The organism is Variovorax sp. Soil_C_17 (assembly GCF_057657265.1).
In genome coordinates this window covers 979084-994140 of record NZ_JBDGIT010000001.1, presented here as the reverse complement: position 1 = coordinate 994140, position 15057 = coordinate 979084, and the positions used below count along the sequence as shown (strand labels likewise).

Genomic DNA, 15057 nt, shown 5'->3' with positions numbered 1-15057 from the left:
CCGCGCTCGCTCAGCGCCTGAGGCTGAGCTTGTAGCGGAAGGTGTCGGCGCGGTAGACCGCGGTCTCCAGATGCACCGGGCCGCCGCCGGCCAGGTGCAGCAGGCGCTCCACCTTCAGCACCGGCGCCCCGGGCTCGAGCTGCAGCAGCTTCGCCTCCTGCGGCTTCGCCAGGCCGGCGCCGATTTCGAGCTGGGCTTCGCCGATTTCCAGGCCGCCCTCGTGCTCGAAGATCTCGATCAGGTCGCGCCGCGAGAAGTCCACGCGCGCCAGCCGCTCGCCCAGGAAGCGCGGCAGGTAGGAGCTGTTGACCGACAAGGGCTCACGGTCCAGGTAGCGCAGCGTCTGCAGGTGGTACACCGTCTCTCCCGCAGGCAGCTGCAGCTGCCGCGCCACCGCGGCCGGCGCCTTCACCTCGCGCCAGGCCAGCCGCTTGCTGCTGACGGCGTGCTGCTCCAGCGCGAGCGCCTCGTTGAGCCCTTGCAGCCGGTTGAGGCTCTGAGCCGCTTTCGAATGGGACACGAAGGCCCCTTTGCCGTGCAGCTTGACGATCAGCCCCTCCGCCTGCAGCGCGCCCAGCGCCTGCCGCACGGTGATGCGGCTGACCCCATGGGCCGCCGTCAGCTCGGATTCGGAAGGCAGCTTGGCCCCCGGCGCCAGCTCGCCGTCCAGGATGCGCGCGCGCAAGGCGTCGCGCAGCTGCGCATGCAGCGACTGCGGGAGCTCAGGCATGGATGGCCCCATAGCCAACGTTGGCATGCGACCTGCGTCGCTTGTCATAACTTGTCATAACAAGTAGATTAGGCACCGCCAGGGTGCTTCTTTTCCGTTCATTCACCGACCGAGGAAATCGACCATGTCCGCAGCCCGCGCCTTCTCACGCTTCCAATCCGCCGCCGCCGCGCTCGCGCTCGGTGCCGGCGTCGCCGCCGCCCAGGCCCAGGGTTATCCCGCCAAGCCGATCACGCTGATTGTGCCGTTCAGCGCCGGCGGCGGCGTCGATGCAACGGCGCGCCTGCTCACCGCCAAGCTGGGCGAGCAGCTCAAGCAGCCGGTGGTGATCGAGAACGTGGCCGGCGCGGCCGGCACCATCGGCACGCAGCGGGCGGCGCGTGCGCCGGCCGACGGCTACACGCTGCTGTTCGCGGTGGCCAGCCCGCTCAACGTGGCGCCGCTGGTGGCGCCTTCGGCGGTGCGCTACGACAGCTTCAAGGACTTCGTGCCGGTGGCCACCGTGGGCACCTCGCCCTTCGTGCTGATCGGCAAGGCCACCCTGCCCGCGCGCACCACGGCCGAGCTGATCCAGCTGGCGAAGGCGCAGCCCGGCAAGTTCAACTTCGGCACCGACGGCGTGGGCACCTCGCTGCACGTCACGGCCGAGATGTTCAAGCAGCGCGCCGGCATCGACCTGATGCACGTGCCGTACAAGTCGGGCCCGCAGGTGCTGACCGATGTGGCGGGCGGCCAGGTCGACCTCGCGGTGCTGCCGCTGTCGCTGGCCCAGCCCTTCGTGAAGGACGGCAAGGTGCGCGCCTTCGGCGTCACCTCGGCCGCCCGTTCGCCCAGCGCGCCGGACATTCCCGCACTGGGCGAGACACCCGAGCTCAAGGGCCTGGAGATGGACGCCTGGCTCGGCGTGCTCGCCCCCGCCGGCACGCCGGCTGCCGTCGTCTCGACCTGGATCCGGGCGCTCGACGCCACGCTCAAGGACCCGGAGATCGCGCGCAAGCTCGCCGACATCGCGGTCAAGCCGCAGCTGATCGCCGGCCCCGCCTTCGCCGACTACCTGGCGAAGGAGCGCAAGACCATCGCCGGCGTGGTGCAGACCGCCGGCATCAAGGTCGAGTAAGAAAGAAGGAGCGCACCCATGCTGATGTCGCTCGCCAGTGCCTGGATCGTGCTGCCGGCCGTGCTGCTGGCCGGCGGGCTGATCGGCGCCAGCGGCATCGGCGGCGTGCTGCTGGTGCCGGTGCTGACCAAGTTGGGCGAAGTGCCGCTGCCGCAGGCGATCGCCGCGGCCTCGCTGGGTTTCGCGCTGCCGGCGCTGGTGGCGCTGCGTCCGCTCCTGCGCGAGCGCGCGCAGGCCGCGCGCTCCATCCCCTTGCTGGCCGGGGCGCTGGTGGGCGCGGCCGCCGGTGCGCTGCTGGTGCGCTGGCTGCCGGCCGCCGCGCTGATGACGGGCGTGACCCTGCTGGTGCTGTTCTCGGGCTGGCGTGGCCTGCGCGCTGCGGCCGCGGCGCCGGCGCTCGCCGCGCCGCTCGGCACGCCGCTGCTGCTCACGCTCGGCGTGGCGGTCGGGCTCGGCTCCGCGCTCACGGGCACCGGAGGCCCGGTGCTGGTATTGCCGCTCCTGATGCTGCTGCGCCAGCCGGTCGGCTTTGCCGTGATGGCCGCACAGGCGGTGCAATTGCCCGTGGCCCTGGCGAGCAGTGCGGTGCATGGGATCGAAGGCCGCCTCGACCTGCGACTGGCGGCGCTGTGCGGCCTGCTGATGCTGGCGGGCTCTCTCGCCGGGCAACGCGCGGCCGCGGGCCTCGATATGCGGCAGCTGCAGCGCTTCGTCTCGCTGCTGCTGCTGGCCGTCGGCAGCTGGTTCGCCTGGCTGCTGCTCGCATGATCTGATGGAAGGAAGTGCCATGCTGTCTCCCGCTGTTCTGCAATCGGACCGGCCGTTGTTGCTCGCGCCCGAGTGGGTGATGCTGCCCGAGGGCCCGCGCCAGGGTCTCGGCCTCGTGGTGCGGGACGGACGATTCGCGCAGGTGGGTGCGCTTGCCGACGTGCGCGCCGCGCATCCCGGCCTCGCCACCATCGAACTGCCGCAGCGCCTGCTGATGCCGGGCCTGATCGACACCCATACCCACCTCACCCAGTCCTTCGGCAAGGCGCTGGCCTTCGGCGAGCCTTCGGAGATCTTCCGCCGCATCTGGGTGCCGATGGAGGCCACGCTCGACGCCGACGCGGCCTATCTCTCGGCCAAGCTCTCGGCGCTGGAGTCGCTGCGCGGCGGCTTCACCACGGTGGTCGATGCGGGAACGCGCTCCGAGGCCGGGCTGGATGCGGTGGCCAGCGCCGCACGCGACGCCGGCATCCGCTGCGTGCTGGGCATGATCTGCAATGACGCGGGGCTCGAGGGCGACGAGGCCGCGGGCCGCCGCATCCTCGATGCGGCCGCGACCTTCCTGGCCCGCCTCGAACACGACCCGCTGGTCCATCCATCTCTGGCGATCTCGATCCCCGAGGCCGCAACCGACCGCATGCTGCGCGCGGCCGCGACGCTCACGCTCGAAAGCGGCCGGCGCTTCCAGACGCATGTCAACGAGCACCTGGCGGCCGTCGAGCGCTCGCTGGTGGCGCGCGGCCTGCGCCCGCTCGAAGTGCTGCACGCCTGCGGCGCGCTCAATGCCTCGGCGCTGCTGGCTCATGCCACGCTGCTGACGCCGCGCGAGCTGGGCCTCCTGCGCGACAGCGGCGCCGCCGTGGCCTACAACCCGGTGGCCAGTCAATGGAAGGGCAATGCGGTGCTCGACGCCGGCCTGCTGGAGCTGCTTGGCGTGCCCTTCGGCCTGGGCACCGACGGCACGCGCGCCGACGGCTTCCGCCTCATGGACGCCGCCGAGGCCACCCAGCGCCTCACGCAAGGCCTGGCCAAGGGCGACTCCTCCTGCGGCGGCGGCTGGCTCTGGCTGGACCATGCGACGCACCGCGGCGCCGAGGCCGCGGGCCTGGGCACGCTCACCGGCCGCATCGCCGAGGGCCTGGCGGCCGACTTCCTGCTCCTCGACCTGGAGGTGCCCGAGTTCGTGCCGAGCTGGGACCTGAGCTGGGAGCTGGTGCGCTTCGCGAACCGCGACCAGATCTTGGCGGTGTTCGTGCAGGGCGCGCTGCGCCTGTGGAAAGGCTGGCCGGTCGACTGGGACGCCCGCGCGCTGATGCGCGAAGTGGCGACGATCGCGCGCCGCGACGTCAGCCGGGCGCCGATCCAGCGCGTGCATCCGGTCGCCGACCTGCACCGCGCCCGACATCAGCCCGGCGAGCCCGCCTGAAGCTTTCGCGAAGGCGGGCTACGATCGGCCCATGCCTTCACGCCTGCGCCGCGGCGCGCCCGCGGCACTGCTCGCCATGGCCTGTGCGGCGGCCTCCGCCGGTCCCGAGAAGAAGAACTGGTTCGACGATCCCTTCTTCCAGGTTTCGTCGGGCGCGCGCGGCTGTCCCGTGCCCGAAGGCCCGCTCTACACCGAAGACGAGCGTCGATCCCAGATGCATGCGCGGCTGGAGCGCGGCACCAGCTGCTGGCTGGAGGGCCGCTGCAAGGACAGCAATGCCTATCGCTACGACCGGGCCATCGCGCCCCAGGTGCAGGCCGCGCTCGCCGCCGTGCCGGGTGTGCGGCGCGCCAGCGTCTGGGCCGTCGTGCAGCGGCGCTGGGTCTATCTGCAGGGCTGCGTGCCCTCGCGTGCGCTGGCGCGCCGGCTCGAACGGGCGGCGCGCGCCGTGCCCGAGGTCGAGCTGGTCGTCGACGACCTGATGGTCGGCACGCGCGGCAAGCCGCCCTATCCCGTTGCGAGCCCCTGACAACGTCATCCGAGACCTACCGGAAACAACAATGATCGAACGCAAGAACCACCTCGACACCCGCGCCACCACGCTGTTGCTCGCCTGCTGCGCCTTCTGGGGCCTGCAGCAGATCCTGATCAAGACCACCGTGGCCGAGGTGCCGCCGCTGTGGCAGGCAGCGATCCGCATGACCGGCGCGGTGCTGCTGCTGTGGCTGTGGTGCCTGTGGCGCCGCGTGCCATTGTTCGAGCGCGACGGCACGCTGCCCGGCGGCCTGCTCGCAGGCCTGCTCTTCGCAGGCGAGTTCGCCTGCATCTACATCGGGCTGCAGCACACGACGGCATCGCGGCTCACCGTGTTCCTCTACACCTCCCCTTTCGTGGTGGCGCTGCTGCTGCCGCGCTTCGTGCCGGCCGAGCGCCTGCGCGGTGTGCAGTGGCTGGGCTTGGCGATCGCCTTCACGGGGGTGGTGCTGGCCTTCAGCGAGAGCTTCGGCCATAGCAGTGCCGGGCAGTTGCGCGGCGACGCGCTGGCGCTGGCAGCCGGCGTGCTTTGGGGCCTGACCACGCTGGCGATCCGCACCACGCGGCTCGCCACCGCCAGCGCCGAGAAGACGCTCTTCTATCAAATTGCGGTCACTGCCGCGGTGTCGCCTCTGCTGTCGCTGGCGCTGGGCGAGCGATGGGGCTTCGCCTACTCGGGCTACGCCTGGTTCTCGATCTCGCTGCAGACCGCGATCGGCGCCTTCGCGAGCTACCTGGCCTGGATGTGGATGCTGCGGCACTACCCGGCGACGCGCATCTCCTCCTTCACCTTCCTCACACCGCTGTTCGCGCTGGTGTTCGGGGTGGTGCTCCTCGACGAGCCGCTCACACTGCAACTGGTGCTGGCGCTGGCGGGCGTGGCGCTGGGCATCGTGCTGGTCAATCGGCGAGCGCGAGCCACGGCGGCAGATTCGCTGGTGACGCGATAGTGCGTCACGGTCCTGCAAATCCAAGAAAATTTCTTCAATATGCATACGACCAGCCCGGGCAACGAGACCGGCGTTTCGCACGCGACCGCGCGTGCCTGGCTGGACCTGCTGCAGACCAGCTTCATCGTGCATGTCGGGCCACCCTCATGAACTTCCAGCCCCTCCTCGACGAGATCGACCAGGAAATCCGCCCGCTGCTCGGCCAGGGCGGCACGGTGGCCAGCTACATCCCCGCGCTCGCGCGCGTGCCGGCGCAGCAGTTCGGCATTGCACTGCGCACCTGCCGGGGCGACGAGGCATCGGCCGGCGATGCGGCAATGCCCTTCTCGATCCAGAGCATCTCCAAGCTCTTCACGCTCACGCTGGCCATGCGGCACCTCGGCGATGCGCTGTGGGAGCGGATCGGACGCGAGCCCTCGGGCAACCCCTTCAATTCGCTGGTGCAGCTCGAGAGCGAGCACGGCAAGCCGCGCAACCCCTTCATCAATGCCGGCGCCATCGCGGTGGCCGACCGGCTGCTCTGCGACGGCGATGCCAAGGCCGAGTTGCTCGCGCTGATGGAGAGCCTCTGCGGCGAGCCCATCGGCTTCGATGCCGAAGTGGCCGCCTCCGAAGCCGCCACGGGCTACCGCAACTACGCGCTGGCCAATTTCATGAAGAGCTTCGGCAAGCTCGACAACGCCGTCGAGTCGGTGCTCGACCTGTATTTTCATCAGTGCGCCCTGCGCATGAGCTGCGTGCAGCTGGCGCGGGCGGCCGGTTTCCTGTGCCGCGACGGCCGCCACCCGCGCGGAGGCGAGGCCGACATCACCACCGAGCGCCACACGCGCCGCATCAACGCGCTCATGCTGACCTGCGGCACCTACGACGCCGCCGGCGACGTCGCTTTCTCGATCGGGCTGCCCTGCAAGAGCGGTGTGGGCGGCGGCATCGTGGCCGTGGTGCCGGACCAGCTCACGCTGTGCGTCTGGTCGCCCGCGCTGGATGCGACGGGCAACTCGCTGCTGGGCAGGAAGGCCCTGGAGCTGTTCGTCGCGAAGACCGGGCTGTCGGTGTTCTAGTGTGCGGTCCCGCATAGCTGCGCAAAATGAAGCCGATGGATTTCGGCCCAGGGCAAGGCGCAAACCGCAGCGATACCGAAGGTCGAAAGACGCGGTTTCATGCGCAGTTGCATGCGGGACGGCACACTGGCTCAGGCGAACTCCAGCAGCGTCTCGATCACGCGCTGCGTGGCGCCGTCGAGGGCGCCGTGTGCGCGGTACGCGATGGCCAGCTGGCGCGTGAGCTTGGGGCTCAGCGGCAGCGTCTGCACGTGCTCGCCGGCGCGGGCGGTCGTCCCGTCGTCGGGTGCCGGCAGCAGCGCCACGCCGTAGCCGGCAGCGACCAGGCCGCGCATCGCGACGTCGTAGTCGTGCTCGATGCGCGCGCGGGGCGCGAAGCCCGCGCGTCCGAACCACTCCATGGTCAGTTCGTACATGCGCGAACCCGGCTCGTTCATGATCAGCGGGTGCTGCGCCAGCCAGGCGGGCGTGGCGCGGCGCGGGGCCTGCCAGCGGGCCGGAACGAAAGCCACCATGGGCTGCTTGCGCCAAGGCGTCAGCGCCACGCCCGGCGTCGCAGGCTGCGGCAGCGCGATGATGGCCAGGTCCAGCGTGCCGGCCAGCAGGCCGGAGATCGAATAGGCCGAGCCCAGGAAGCTGGGAGTCAGCACGATGTCGGGGTAGCGCTCGAGCAGCGCATGGAACACCGGCGGCAGCAGGTCGACCACCACGCTGGTGGTGCTGCAGCCGATGCGAACCTGGCCGGCCAGGCCCTGGTGCTGGCGGCGTACCGCGTCGATCGCTTCGTCGGCATCGCGCAGCAGGCGACGGCCGCGCTCCACCAGCAGCGCGCCGGCCGGAGTGGGCGTGACGCGGCGCGCACCGCGCACGACCAGCGGCGCGCCCAGGCGCGACTCGAGCTCGCTGACATGCAGGCTCACGGTGGGCTGCGCGAGGTGCAGGGCCTGTGCGGCCGCGGAGAAGGTGCCGAGGTCGGCGATGGCGACCAGGGTTCGGAGTTGGTCGAGGTTCAGGTGTCGCATCAGGAATCCTGATTGGTGGCTTCAGAAATCTCAACTTTCACAATAGCACGCGGCGGCGCACCATCGGGTTCCATGACAGGAGTGAGCGCGATGGAACTCAGGATTCAACTGCGGATGATCGAATCGTTGATGCGGGTATTTGCCAGCGGCCTCGCGCGCTTGGCAGCACGCCGCCGTGCGCGCCGCCAGGCGATGCAGCTTGCAGCAATGAGCGAGCACGAGCTGCTCGATCTGGGGATCGGCCGCAGCGAAGTGCCGGCCTTGCTGCGCGCCACCACGCCGTCTGGCACCGAACGCGGACACGCGGCTGAACGCGCGAGTGCCTGCTAAGCCAGCCTTCGCGTCGACGCCCGCACCACCAGCTCCGGCCGCAGCACCACCGTGGAGGCCGACAGCGACTTGCCCTCGATCTCGTCGAACAGCATCTCGGCCGCGCGCCAGCCCAGCTCGCGGTGCGGCAGGCGGATGGTGGTGAGGGGCGGATCGACCATGTCGACCAGCGGCATGTCGTTGTGGCCGGTGATCGAAATGTCCTGTGGCACGCGCAGGCCTCGCGCGCGCAGCAGGTCGTAGGCGCCCAGGGCCACGAGGTCGTTGCAGCACACCACGGCCTCGGGCCGCTCGTTCTGCGCGAGCAGTTGCTCCATGGCGCGGCGGCCGGCCTCGCGGCTGTAGCTCTCGCATTCGGCGACTGCGACCAACGCCAGCCCGCGGTCGCGCAGCGCCTGTTCAACGCCTTGGCGCCGGGCCACGCCGGTGGGCACATTCTGCGGCCCGGCCAGGTGCGCGATGCGGCGGTGGCCCGTCGCGACGAGGTGGTCCACGGCCAGCTTCATCGCCAGCCGGTCGTCGCTGACCACGGCAGGCAGGCGCCCGCTCTCGTCGGCGCGGTTCACCAGCACCGTGTGCATGCCGGCCTTCCGCAGGTAGTCGATGAGCGGATCGTCGCGCATGGCGATGGCCATCACCAGCCCGTCGACCTGCTGCGCCAGCATGCGCTCGACCACCGGGCGGGCGAGCGCGGGGTCCATGACGTTGGTCACGAACACGAAGTAGCCGCGCGCCGCGGCGCTGGCCTCGACGCCCTGCAGGATGGGCGGGAACACCGGGTTGGTGATGTCGGGCACCAGCACGCCGATGGTGTGGGTGCGGCCGGTTCGCAAAGCCGAGGCAGCGCGGTTGGGCCGATAGCCCAGGCGCTGCGCGGCCTCTTCGACCACGCGCAGCACTTCCTCGCTGATCAAGCCGCGCTTGTCCGGGCTGAGCGCGCGAGAGACGGTCGACACATGCACGCCGGCGGCCCGCGCGACGTCGCGGATCGTGACCGTGGAAGGCGATTGCGGATTCATTTTTGCAAACGATTGATTCGTCGATGCCGAGAGTATCGCCTTGTTTTTATTGGGGACTCTCGTTAACCCCGATTTCGCATGAAATTTCTCGGAGCTCATAATTTGCAAACGTTTGCAGTCAACTACCAAGGCCCCATGAACATCGTGACCACTCCCCATTCCGTGCTCCGCATGGCGACCGCCGCCATGTCGCGCACACCCGACGAGCGCCTGCGCACCGTGATGGAGGCGCTCACCCGGCACCTCCATGCCTTCGTGCAGGAAGTGCACCTTCGCGAAGAAGAGTTCGAGCAGGCGCTCGAGTTCATCGTCGCCATCGGCCAGGCCACCGGCGAGAAAAAGAACGAGGTGGTGCTGGCGGCCGATCTGCTGGGTGTCTCCACCCTGGTCGCGCTGCTGAACAACCAGGACCCGCAGGGCGAATCGCCCGCCGCGCTGCTCGGGCCCTTCTGGCGGGCCAACGCGCCGCTGTGCCGGGCGGGCGAATCGATCGCGCGCTGCGACACACCCGGCGTGCCGCTCGAAGTGACGGGGGTCGTCCGCGACAGGCAGGGGCGGCCGGTCGCGGGCGCCATCGTCGATGCCTGGCAGGCTTCGCCCGCGGGCCTCTACGAGAACCAGGACCCGCAGCAGGACGACATGAACCTGCGCGGCCGCTTCGAGACCGATGCCGAGGGCCGCTTCCACTTCCGCACCGTGCGCCCGGCCGGCTACCCGGTGCCGACCGACGGGCCCTGCGGCCAGCTGCTGCGCGCGCAGCAGCGCCACCCCAACCGGCCGGCGCACCTGCACTTCATGGTGAGCAAGCCGGGGCACAAGGTGCTGATCACGCAGGTCTTCGCGGACGACGACGAGAACCTGGAGAGCGACCCGGTGTTCGGCGTCACGCGCCGGCTGATCGGCCGCTTCGAGGCGCAGCGCGACGGCCAGGCCGCGACGCTGCAGCACGACTTCGTGCTCGAGCCCGGCGAAATGAAGTTCCCCCGCCCGCCGATTCCCTGAATTCCTCCTGCCGGACATCCATCGCATGAGCTTCGATCCCACATCCCGACTCGACGGCAAGGTCGCCGTCATCGCCGGCGGCCTCGGCGCCATCGGCTACGCCACGGCGCAGCGCCTGGCGGCGCTCGGCGCCAGCTGCGTGCTGCTGCACCGCGGCGCCGACGACGCGGCGCGGCGCACGGTCGCGCTGCCCGCCACGACCGGCCAGCGCCACGTCGCGCTGCGCGCCGACATCGTCGACACGCCCAGCCTGCAGAAGGCCGCAGCCGACGTGAGCGAGCGCTACGGCCGCTGCGACATCCTGGTCAACAGCGCGGGCCACACCCGGCCGGTGGCCGCCGCCGACCTCGACGGACTGACAGACGCGCTCATCGACGAGCTGATGCGCGCCAACTTCCGCGGCGTCTTCGCCACCATCCGCGCCTTCGCGCCGCTGCTCAAGGCCGGCGGCGACGGGCTGGTGGTGAACATCTCCTCGATCGCAGGCTTCACCGGCGTCGGCAGCAACCTGGCCTATGTGGCGGCCAAGGCCGGGCTGGACGTGGTGGGCGATGCGCTGGCCAAGGCGCTCGCGCCGGCGGTGCGGGTGGTCTCGGTCGCGCCGGGCGCGGTCGAATCGTCCTTCGTGCCGGGGCGCGGCGAGGACTTCAAGGCCAGGATGGCAACGACGACGCCGCTGGGGCGCATCGGCAAGCCGGACGACGTGGCAGCCACCGTCGAGGCGCTGGCGACCACGCTGCGCTTCGTGACGGGCACGCGCATCGTGGTGGATGGCGGGAGGCATCTGTGAGCGCCGCATGCACGCCCAAAGGTCCGAAGGCCCCCGGGAGGGGCAGCTCAATACGACCGTCGACGAGCATGGGGGCACGATGAACGGCAAGACACTCATCACCTGCGCCGTCACCGGCAACCTGGTGAAGCCCGAGCAGACGCCGCACCTGCCCATCACGCCTGCGCAGATCGCCGACGAATGCCTGGCTGCCGCCGAGGCCGGCGCGGGCCAGGTGCACATCCATGTGCGCGATCCCGAGAGCGGTAGGCCTTCGATGCAGGTCGAGCTCTACCGCGATGTGGTGGACCGCATCCGCAAGCAGAACCGCGAGCTGATCATCAACCTGACCACCGGCCCCGGCGGCCGCTTCATCCCGAGCGAGGACGACCCGAAGGTCTACGCGCCGGGCACCAGCCTGCTGCCGCCCGAGAAGCGGGTGGAGCACATCGCGCTCATCAAGCCGGACGTCTGCTCGCTGGACCTCAACACCATGAATTCCGGCCCCGACGTGGTGATCAACACACCGAAGAACGTGCGCCGCATGGCGAAGGTCATCCGCGAGGCGGGCGTGAAGCCGGAGCTGGAGATCTTCGATTCCGGCGACATCCACCTGGCACTGGACCTGATCGCCGACGGCACGCTCGAAGGGCCCGCCATGTGGACCTTGGTTCTTGGCGTGAAGTACGGCTTCATGCCCACGCCGCACACGGTGCTGTACGCGCGCGACATGCTCCCGCGCGGCGCCTTCTGGAGCGCCTTCGGCATCGGCCGCATGGAGTTCCCGATCGTGGCGCAGGCCTGGCTGCTGGGCGGCCATGTGCGCGTGGGCATGGAGGACAACATCTACCTCGCGAAGGGCGTGCTGGCCGAGAGCAATGCGCAGCTGGTGGCCAAGGCGCGCGACATCATCGAGAGCCTGGGCGGCGAGATCGCGAATCCGCGCGAGGCACGCACGATGCTCGGCCTGGCCGGGGGAACCGGCCGATGAGCGCGGTCCTGAACACGGCGACGGCCGCCCGCGCCGTGCGCCTGCACGAGAAGGCCGCGGCGCTCGATGACTTGAAGCTCGACATCGCCGAGCAGCGCGAGCCTGCCGCCCAGCCCGGTTTCGCCGTGGTGCGCATCGGGGCGGCGGCGGTGAACCCGAGCGACGTCAAGGCCAGCCTGGGCCTCATGCCCCAGGCCGTGTGGCCGCGCACCCCCGGCCGCGACTTCGCCGGCCAGGTGGTGGCGGGCCCGACCGAGTGGGTGGGGCGGGAGGTCTACGGCTCCGGCGGCGACATCGGCATCACGCGCGACGGCTCGCATGCGCGCTTCCTCACCTTGCCCGTGGCCGCCCTGCGCGATCGCCCGCGCAGCATTTCGATGGACGAAGCCGGCGCCGTCGGCGTGCCCTTCGTCACTGCCTACGAGGGCTTCCGCCGCAGCGGCATGCCGCAGTCGGGACAGACGGTGCTGGTGCTGGGCGCCAACGGCAAGGTGGGCCAGGCCGCCGTGCAGCTCGCCGCGCAAGGCGGCGCGCGGGTGATCGCGGTGCAGCGGCGCGCCGGGCCCTTCGAGGGATTCGCCTGCGGGCCGGTCGACGTGATCGATGCCGGCACGAGCGAGGTCGCCGCACGGGTGCGCGAGCTCACCGGCGGCCGCGGCGCCGACATCGTCTACAACACGGTGGGCAGCGCCTACTTCGAGGCCGGCAACAAGTCGATGGCCAAGGGCGCCACGCAGATCTTCATCGCCACGCACGATCGCGCGGTGCCCTTCGACATCTTCTCGTTCTACCGCGGCATGCACACCTACGTGGGCATCGATTCGCTCGCGCTGGACTGCGAAGCCGCCACCGCGCAACTCGACGCGATGCGCGAGGGCTTCGAGCGCGGCACCCTGAAGCCCTTCCCCGTGGCACGCGCCTTCGCCCTCGACGAGGCGGCGGACGCCTATCGCCTGGTGCTCTCCGGCAGCACCGACCGCGTGGTGCTGCGGCCCTGAAGAAGCGGCGACGAATCCGCAGCCGCCCCCCAACGAAATCAACGGAGACGACACCATGACGACATTTCTTCCCAGCCGCCGCCGGCTGATCGCGGCCGCGTTGGCGGCCTGTGCCTTCAGCGGCGCCCAGGCGCAGGGCGACTGGCCCAAGGGCCAGACGATCAAGCTGATCGTGCCCTTCACCGCCGGCAGCGGCACCGACATCGTCGCGCGGCTGGTGGCCGAGCGCCTGGGTCCGGCGCTCGGCACCAGCGTGATCGTCGACAACAAGCCCGGCGCCGGCGGCACGCTGGGCGCGGCGCAGGTGGCGAAGGCGCCGGCCGACGGCTACACGCTCTTGGTCCACTCGGCGGGACACCTGGTCAATCCCTCGATCTATCCCAACCTCAGCTACGACACGCTGAAGGACTTCGCCGGCATCACGCCGATGGCGAGCCTGCCCAACATGCTGGTGGTGGCGCCCAACCGCTTCGCCGACGTGAAGGACCTGGTCGCGCAGGTCAAGGCCAGGCCCGGCGGCTTCAACTACGGCTCGGCCGGAAACGGCTCGGCCACGCACATGAATGCCGAGGTGTTCCGCCTGGCTGCGGGCGTGCAGGCGCAGCACGTGCCCTTCCGCGGCACGCCCGAGGCAATGACCGAGGTGATGGGCGGACGCATCGACTGGTTCTTCGCGCCCATGGTGTCGGCCCTGCCGCTGGTGAAGGACGGCAAGCTCAAGGCCCTGGCCGTCGGCACCGGCAAGCGCTCGGCCGTGATGCCGCAGTTGCCCACCACCGTCGAGGCGGGCGTGCCCGGCTCGGAGTACCTCTTCTGGGTCGGCCTGTTCGCGCCGGCCAAGACGCCGAAGCCCGTGGTCGAGCGGGTGCAGGCCGAGGTCGCGAAGATCATGACGGCGCCGGAGCTCAAGGAGCGGCTGGACAAGCTCGGCGCCGAGGCCTTCACCATGCCCTCGGCCAAGTTCGACCAGTTCCTGGTCGACGAGACCGCCCGGGCGCAGCAGGTGGTGAAGGCGGCCGGGATCAAGGTGGATTGAACGCTACTCGTAGACCACCAGCGGCCCGCAGTTCTCGTCGGTGACGAAAAAGGCGATCAGCTTCGCGCTGCGCGACGGGTCCGGGTTCTCGGCGAACACGTGCAGCGTGCCGGGCGGCTCGAAAAAGCTCTGGCCGGCCTGGTAGTCCGCTGCCGGCGTGCCCTGCAGCTGCGAGCGGATGGTGCCTTCGGTCACGACCGCGGTGACCGAGCCCGGGTGCCGATGCGCCGGCGAGAAGGCCAGCGGCGGGAACTCCACGAGCACCGTCGTCTGGGACTTGCCGGGCACGTTGGGCAAGGGCTCGCAGGACAGCCGCTTCACGACGGTTGCGGGCCGTGCCGCGGCGCCGGCCGGCGCGGGGGCCGAGGCGAACATCGGCCGGCCGAGGCTGCTGCAGAGATCGTCGAACCACTGCACGGCCGAGCGCGGCGCGGCGGGCGCGAGCAGCAGCCATCCGGCGGCGAGGCCGAGCGTGGCGAGCGCGGCGGCGCGGCGCGGCGCCATGAACAGCGCGCTCATCGCAGGACCTCCGCCGGCCAGCGCAGCGCCGAATGCCAGCCGAGCTCGCGCCGAGCCTTGTCGCTGCTGACCTCGGGGCCGTCCTCGGCGATGTTGTAGATGCCGCGGGCGTCGCGTTGAACGGCCAGCAGGGCCGCCCATGCCGCCGCTTCGACGTGGACCGGACTGGCGCCCCGAGGCGTGGGCGTCGAGGTGCCCGGGCCGTAGAACCGGCCGTAGCGCAGCACCGTCCCGGCCACGCCATGCGTCCCGAGCGTCAGCGCTTCCAGGGCCGCCACGGCGCGAACGGTGATGCCGTGCGGGTCCGCGGCGGTGATGTCCAGCGGCTGCTCCTCGCGCCACGGCTTCGGGCCGGGCGCATACGCCCAGGCGAGGCTCTGTGCGATCAGGCGGCCGCAGCCCGCGGCCAGCGCCGCGGCGACGAGGTTGCGCGTGCCTTCGCTGCGCACCCGCGCGTTGCGCACCACCGCCTCGGCCATTCGCGCCGGGTCCAGGTCGCGCGGAAGGTCGGTGAGCTGATGGATGACGATGCCGGGAGCGATCCGCTTCACGGCCGATGCCAGGGCCGGCGCGTCGAAGACGTCGACCACCACCGGCCTCACCTCCTGCGCCTCCAGGGCCTCGGCCCGTTCGGGGCGGCGCGTCGTGCCGTACACCGTGTAGCCGGCGTCCACCAGCAGGGGGGCCAGCACCGACCCGATGGCGCCCGTGGCGCCGGCCAGGAATATCTTCATCTTGCGGAGCCTTTCCTCGATCTTCGGAGCCTTCAGCTTAGGTCTACGATG

The 15057-nt window shown here is 70.7% G+C and carries 17 protein-coding genes; 12 read left to right on the top strand and 5 right to left on the bottom strand.

Features of this window, described 5'->3' with window-relative positions; genetic code table 11:
• Positions 1-10: 10 nt before the first annotated feature.
• Positions 11-730 carry a GntR family transcriptional regulator gene (locus AC3A6Y_RS04765; RefSeq protein ID WP_487867078.1) on the bottom strand — a complete coding sequence of 240 codons (720 nt, stop codon included), beginning with the start codon at positions 728-730 and terminating at the stop codon, positions 11-13.
• Positions 731-854: 124 nt separating this feature from the next.
• Here AC3A6Y_RS04765 and AC3A6Y_RS04760 point away from each other — a divergent pair, with 124 nt between their 5' ends.
• The 6 genes from AC3A6Y_RS04760 to AC3A6Y_RS04735 all read left to right on the top strand — a co-directional run bounded on the left by AC3A6Y_RS04760 (position 855) and on the right by AC3A6Y_RS04735 (position 6586).
• On the top strand, positions 855-1847 hold the full coding sequence (locus AC3A6Y_RS04760; RefSeq protein ID WP_487867077.1) for a Bug family tripartite tricarboxylate transporter substrate binding protein: 993 nt from the start codon (positions 855-857) through the stop codon (positions 1845-1847).
• 18 nt (positions 1848-1865) lie between these two features.
• A complete protein-coding gene (locus tag AC3A6Y_RS04755; protein ID WP_487867076.1) occupies positions 1866-2615 on the top strand; it encodes a TSUP family transporter in 750 nt (249 codons plus the stop codon).
• Positions 2616-2634: 19 nt separating this feature from the next.
• Entirely contained in the window at positions 2635-4041 is a 1407-nt protein-coding gene (locus tag AC3A6Y_RS04750) for an amidohydrolase family protein (protein WP_487867075.1), read from the top strand.
• A 31-nt stretch (positions 4042-4072) separates the two neighbouring features.
• Positions 4073-4570, top strand: coding sequence for a BON domain-containing protein (locus tag AC3A6Y_RS04745; protein ID WP_487867074.1), 498 nt, complete (start codon positions 4073-4075; stop codon positions 4568-4570).
• A 31-nt stretch (positions 4571-4601) separates the two neighbouring features.
• Complete coding sequence (locus tag AC3A6Y_RS04740; protein ID WP_487867073.1) at positions 4602-5525, top strand: DMT family transporter; 924 nt, start codon at positions 4602-4604, stop codon at positions 5523-5525.
• Between the two features lie 146 nt (positions 5526-5671).
• Positions 5672-6586 (top strand): glutaminase, encoded by a 915-nt coding sequence (locus tag AC3A6Y_RS04735; RefSeq protein WP_487867072.1) that lies wholly within the window; start codon positions 5672-5674, stop codon positions 6584-6586.
• A 131-nt stretch (positions 6587-6717) separates the two neighbouring features.
• Here the strand turns inward: AC3A6Y_RS04735 and AC3A6Y_RS04730 are convergent, their stop codons facing one another.
• Positions 6718-7608: a LysR family transcriptional regulator gene (locus AC3A6Y_RS04730; RefSeq protein ID WP_487867071.1), complete on the bottom strand. Its 891-nt coding sequence runs from the start codon at positions 7606-7608 to the stop codon at positions 6718-6720.
• A gap of 90 nt (positions 7609-7698) precedes the next feature.
• On the opposite strand from AC3A6Y_RS04730, the gene AC3A6Y_RS04725 reads away from it, so the two are divergent.
• A complete protein-coding gene (locus AC3A6Y_RS04725) occupies positions 7699-7938 on the top strand; it encodes a YjiS-like domain-containing protein (RefSeq protein WP_487867070.1) in 240 nt (79 codons plus the stop codon).
• On the opposite strand, the gene AC3A6Y_RS04720 is transcribed toward AC3A6Y_RS04725, so the two are convergent.
• On the bottom strand, positions 7935-8957 hold the full coding sequence (locus tag AC3A6Y_RS04720) for a LacI family DNA-binding transcriptional regulator (RefSeq protein WP_487867069.1): 1023 nt from the start codon (positions 8955-8957) through the stop codon (positions 7935-7937). The genes AC3A6Y_RS04725 and AC3A6Y_RS04720 overlap by 4 nt on opposite strands.
• Before the next feature lie 135 nt (positions 8958-9092).
• On the opposite strand from AC3A6Y_RS04720, the gene AC3A6Y_RS04715 reads away from it, so the two are divergent.
• The 5 genes from AC3A6Y_RS04715 (at position 9093) to AC3A6Y_RS04695 (ending at position 13753) form a co-directional block, all read left to right on the top strand.
• The gene (locus AC3A6Y_RS04715; protein ID WP_487867068.1) at positions 9093-9959 is read left to right on the top strand and encodes a dioxygenase family protein; all 867 of its coding nucleotides are present in this window, start codon (positions 9093-9095) and stop codon (positions 9957-9959) included.
• A gap of 25 nt (positions 9960-9984) precedes the next feature.
• On the top strand, positions 9985-10749 hold the full coding sequence (locus tag AC3A6Y_RS04710) for an SDR family NAD(P)-dependent oxidoreductase (protein ID WP_487867067.1): 765 nt from the start codon (positions 9985-9987) through the stop codon (positions 10747-10749).
• 79 nt (positions 10750-10828) lie between these two features.
• On the top strand, positions 10829-11719 hold the full coding sequence (locus tag AC3A6Y_RS04705) for a beta-keto acid cleavage family enzyme (protein WP_487867790.1): 891 nt from the start codon (positions 10829-10831) through the stop codon (positions 11717-11719).
• Positions 11716-12717, top strand: a complete 1002-nt coding sequence (locus tag AC3A6Y_RS04700; RefSeq protein ID WP_487867066.1) for a quinone oxidoreductase family protein — start codon at positions 11716-11718, stop codon at positions 12715-12717. Before AC3A6Y_RS04705 ends, AC3A6Y_RS04700 begins: the two co-directional genes overlap by 4 nt.
• A gap of 55 nt (positions 12718-12772) precedes the next feature.
• On the top strand, positions 12773-13753 hold the full coding sequence (locus AC3A6Y_RS04695) for a tripartite tricarboxylate transporter substrate binding protein (RefSeq protein ID WP_487867065.1): 981 nt from the start codon (positions 12773-12775) through the stop codon (positions 13751-13753).
• 3 nt (positions 13754-13756) lie between these two features.
• Here AC3A6Y_RS04695 and AC3A6Y_RS04690 read toward each other — a convergent pair whose 3' ends face one another.
• On the bottom strand, positions 13757-14272 hold the full coding sequence (locus tag AC3A6Y_RS04690) for a cupin domain-containing protein (RefSeq protein WP_487867064.1): 516 nt from the start codon (positions 14270-14272) through the stop codon (positions 13757-13759).
• Positions 14269-15006 (bottom strand): NAD-dependent epimerase/dehydratase family protein, encoded by a 738-nt coding sequence (locus AC3A6Y_RS04685; RefSeq protein WP_487867063.1) that lies wholly within the window; start codon positions 15004-15006, stop codon positions 14269-14271. Before AC3A6Y_RS04685 ends, AC3A6Y_RS04690 begins: the two co-directional genes overlap by 4 nt.
• Between the last annotated feature and the right edge of the window lie 51 nt (positions 15007-15057).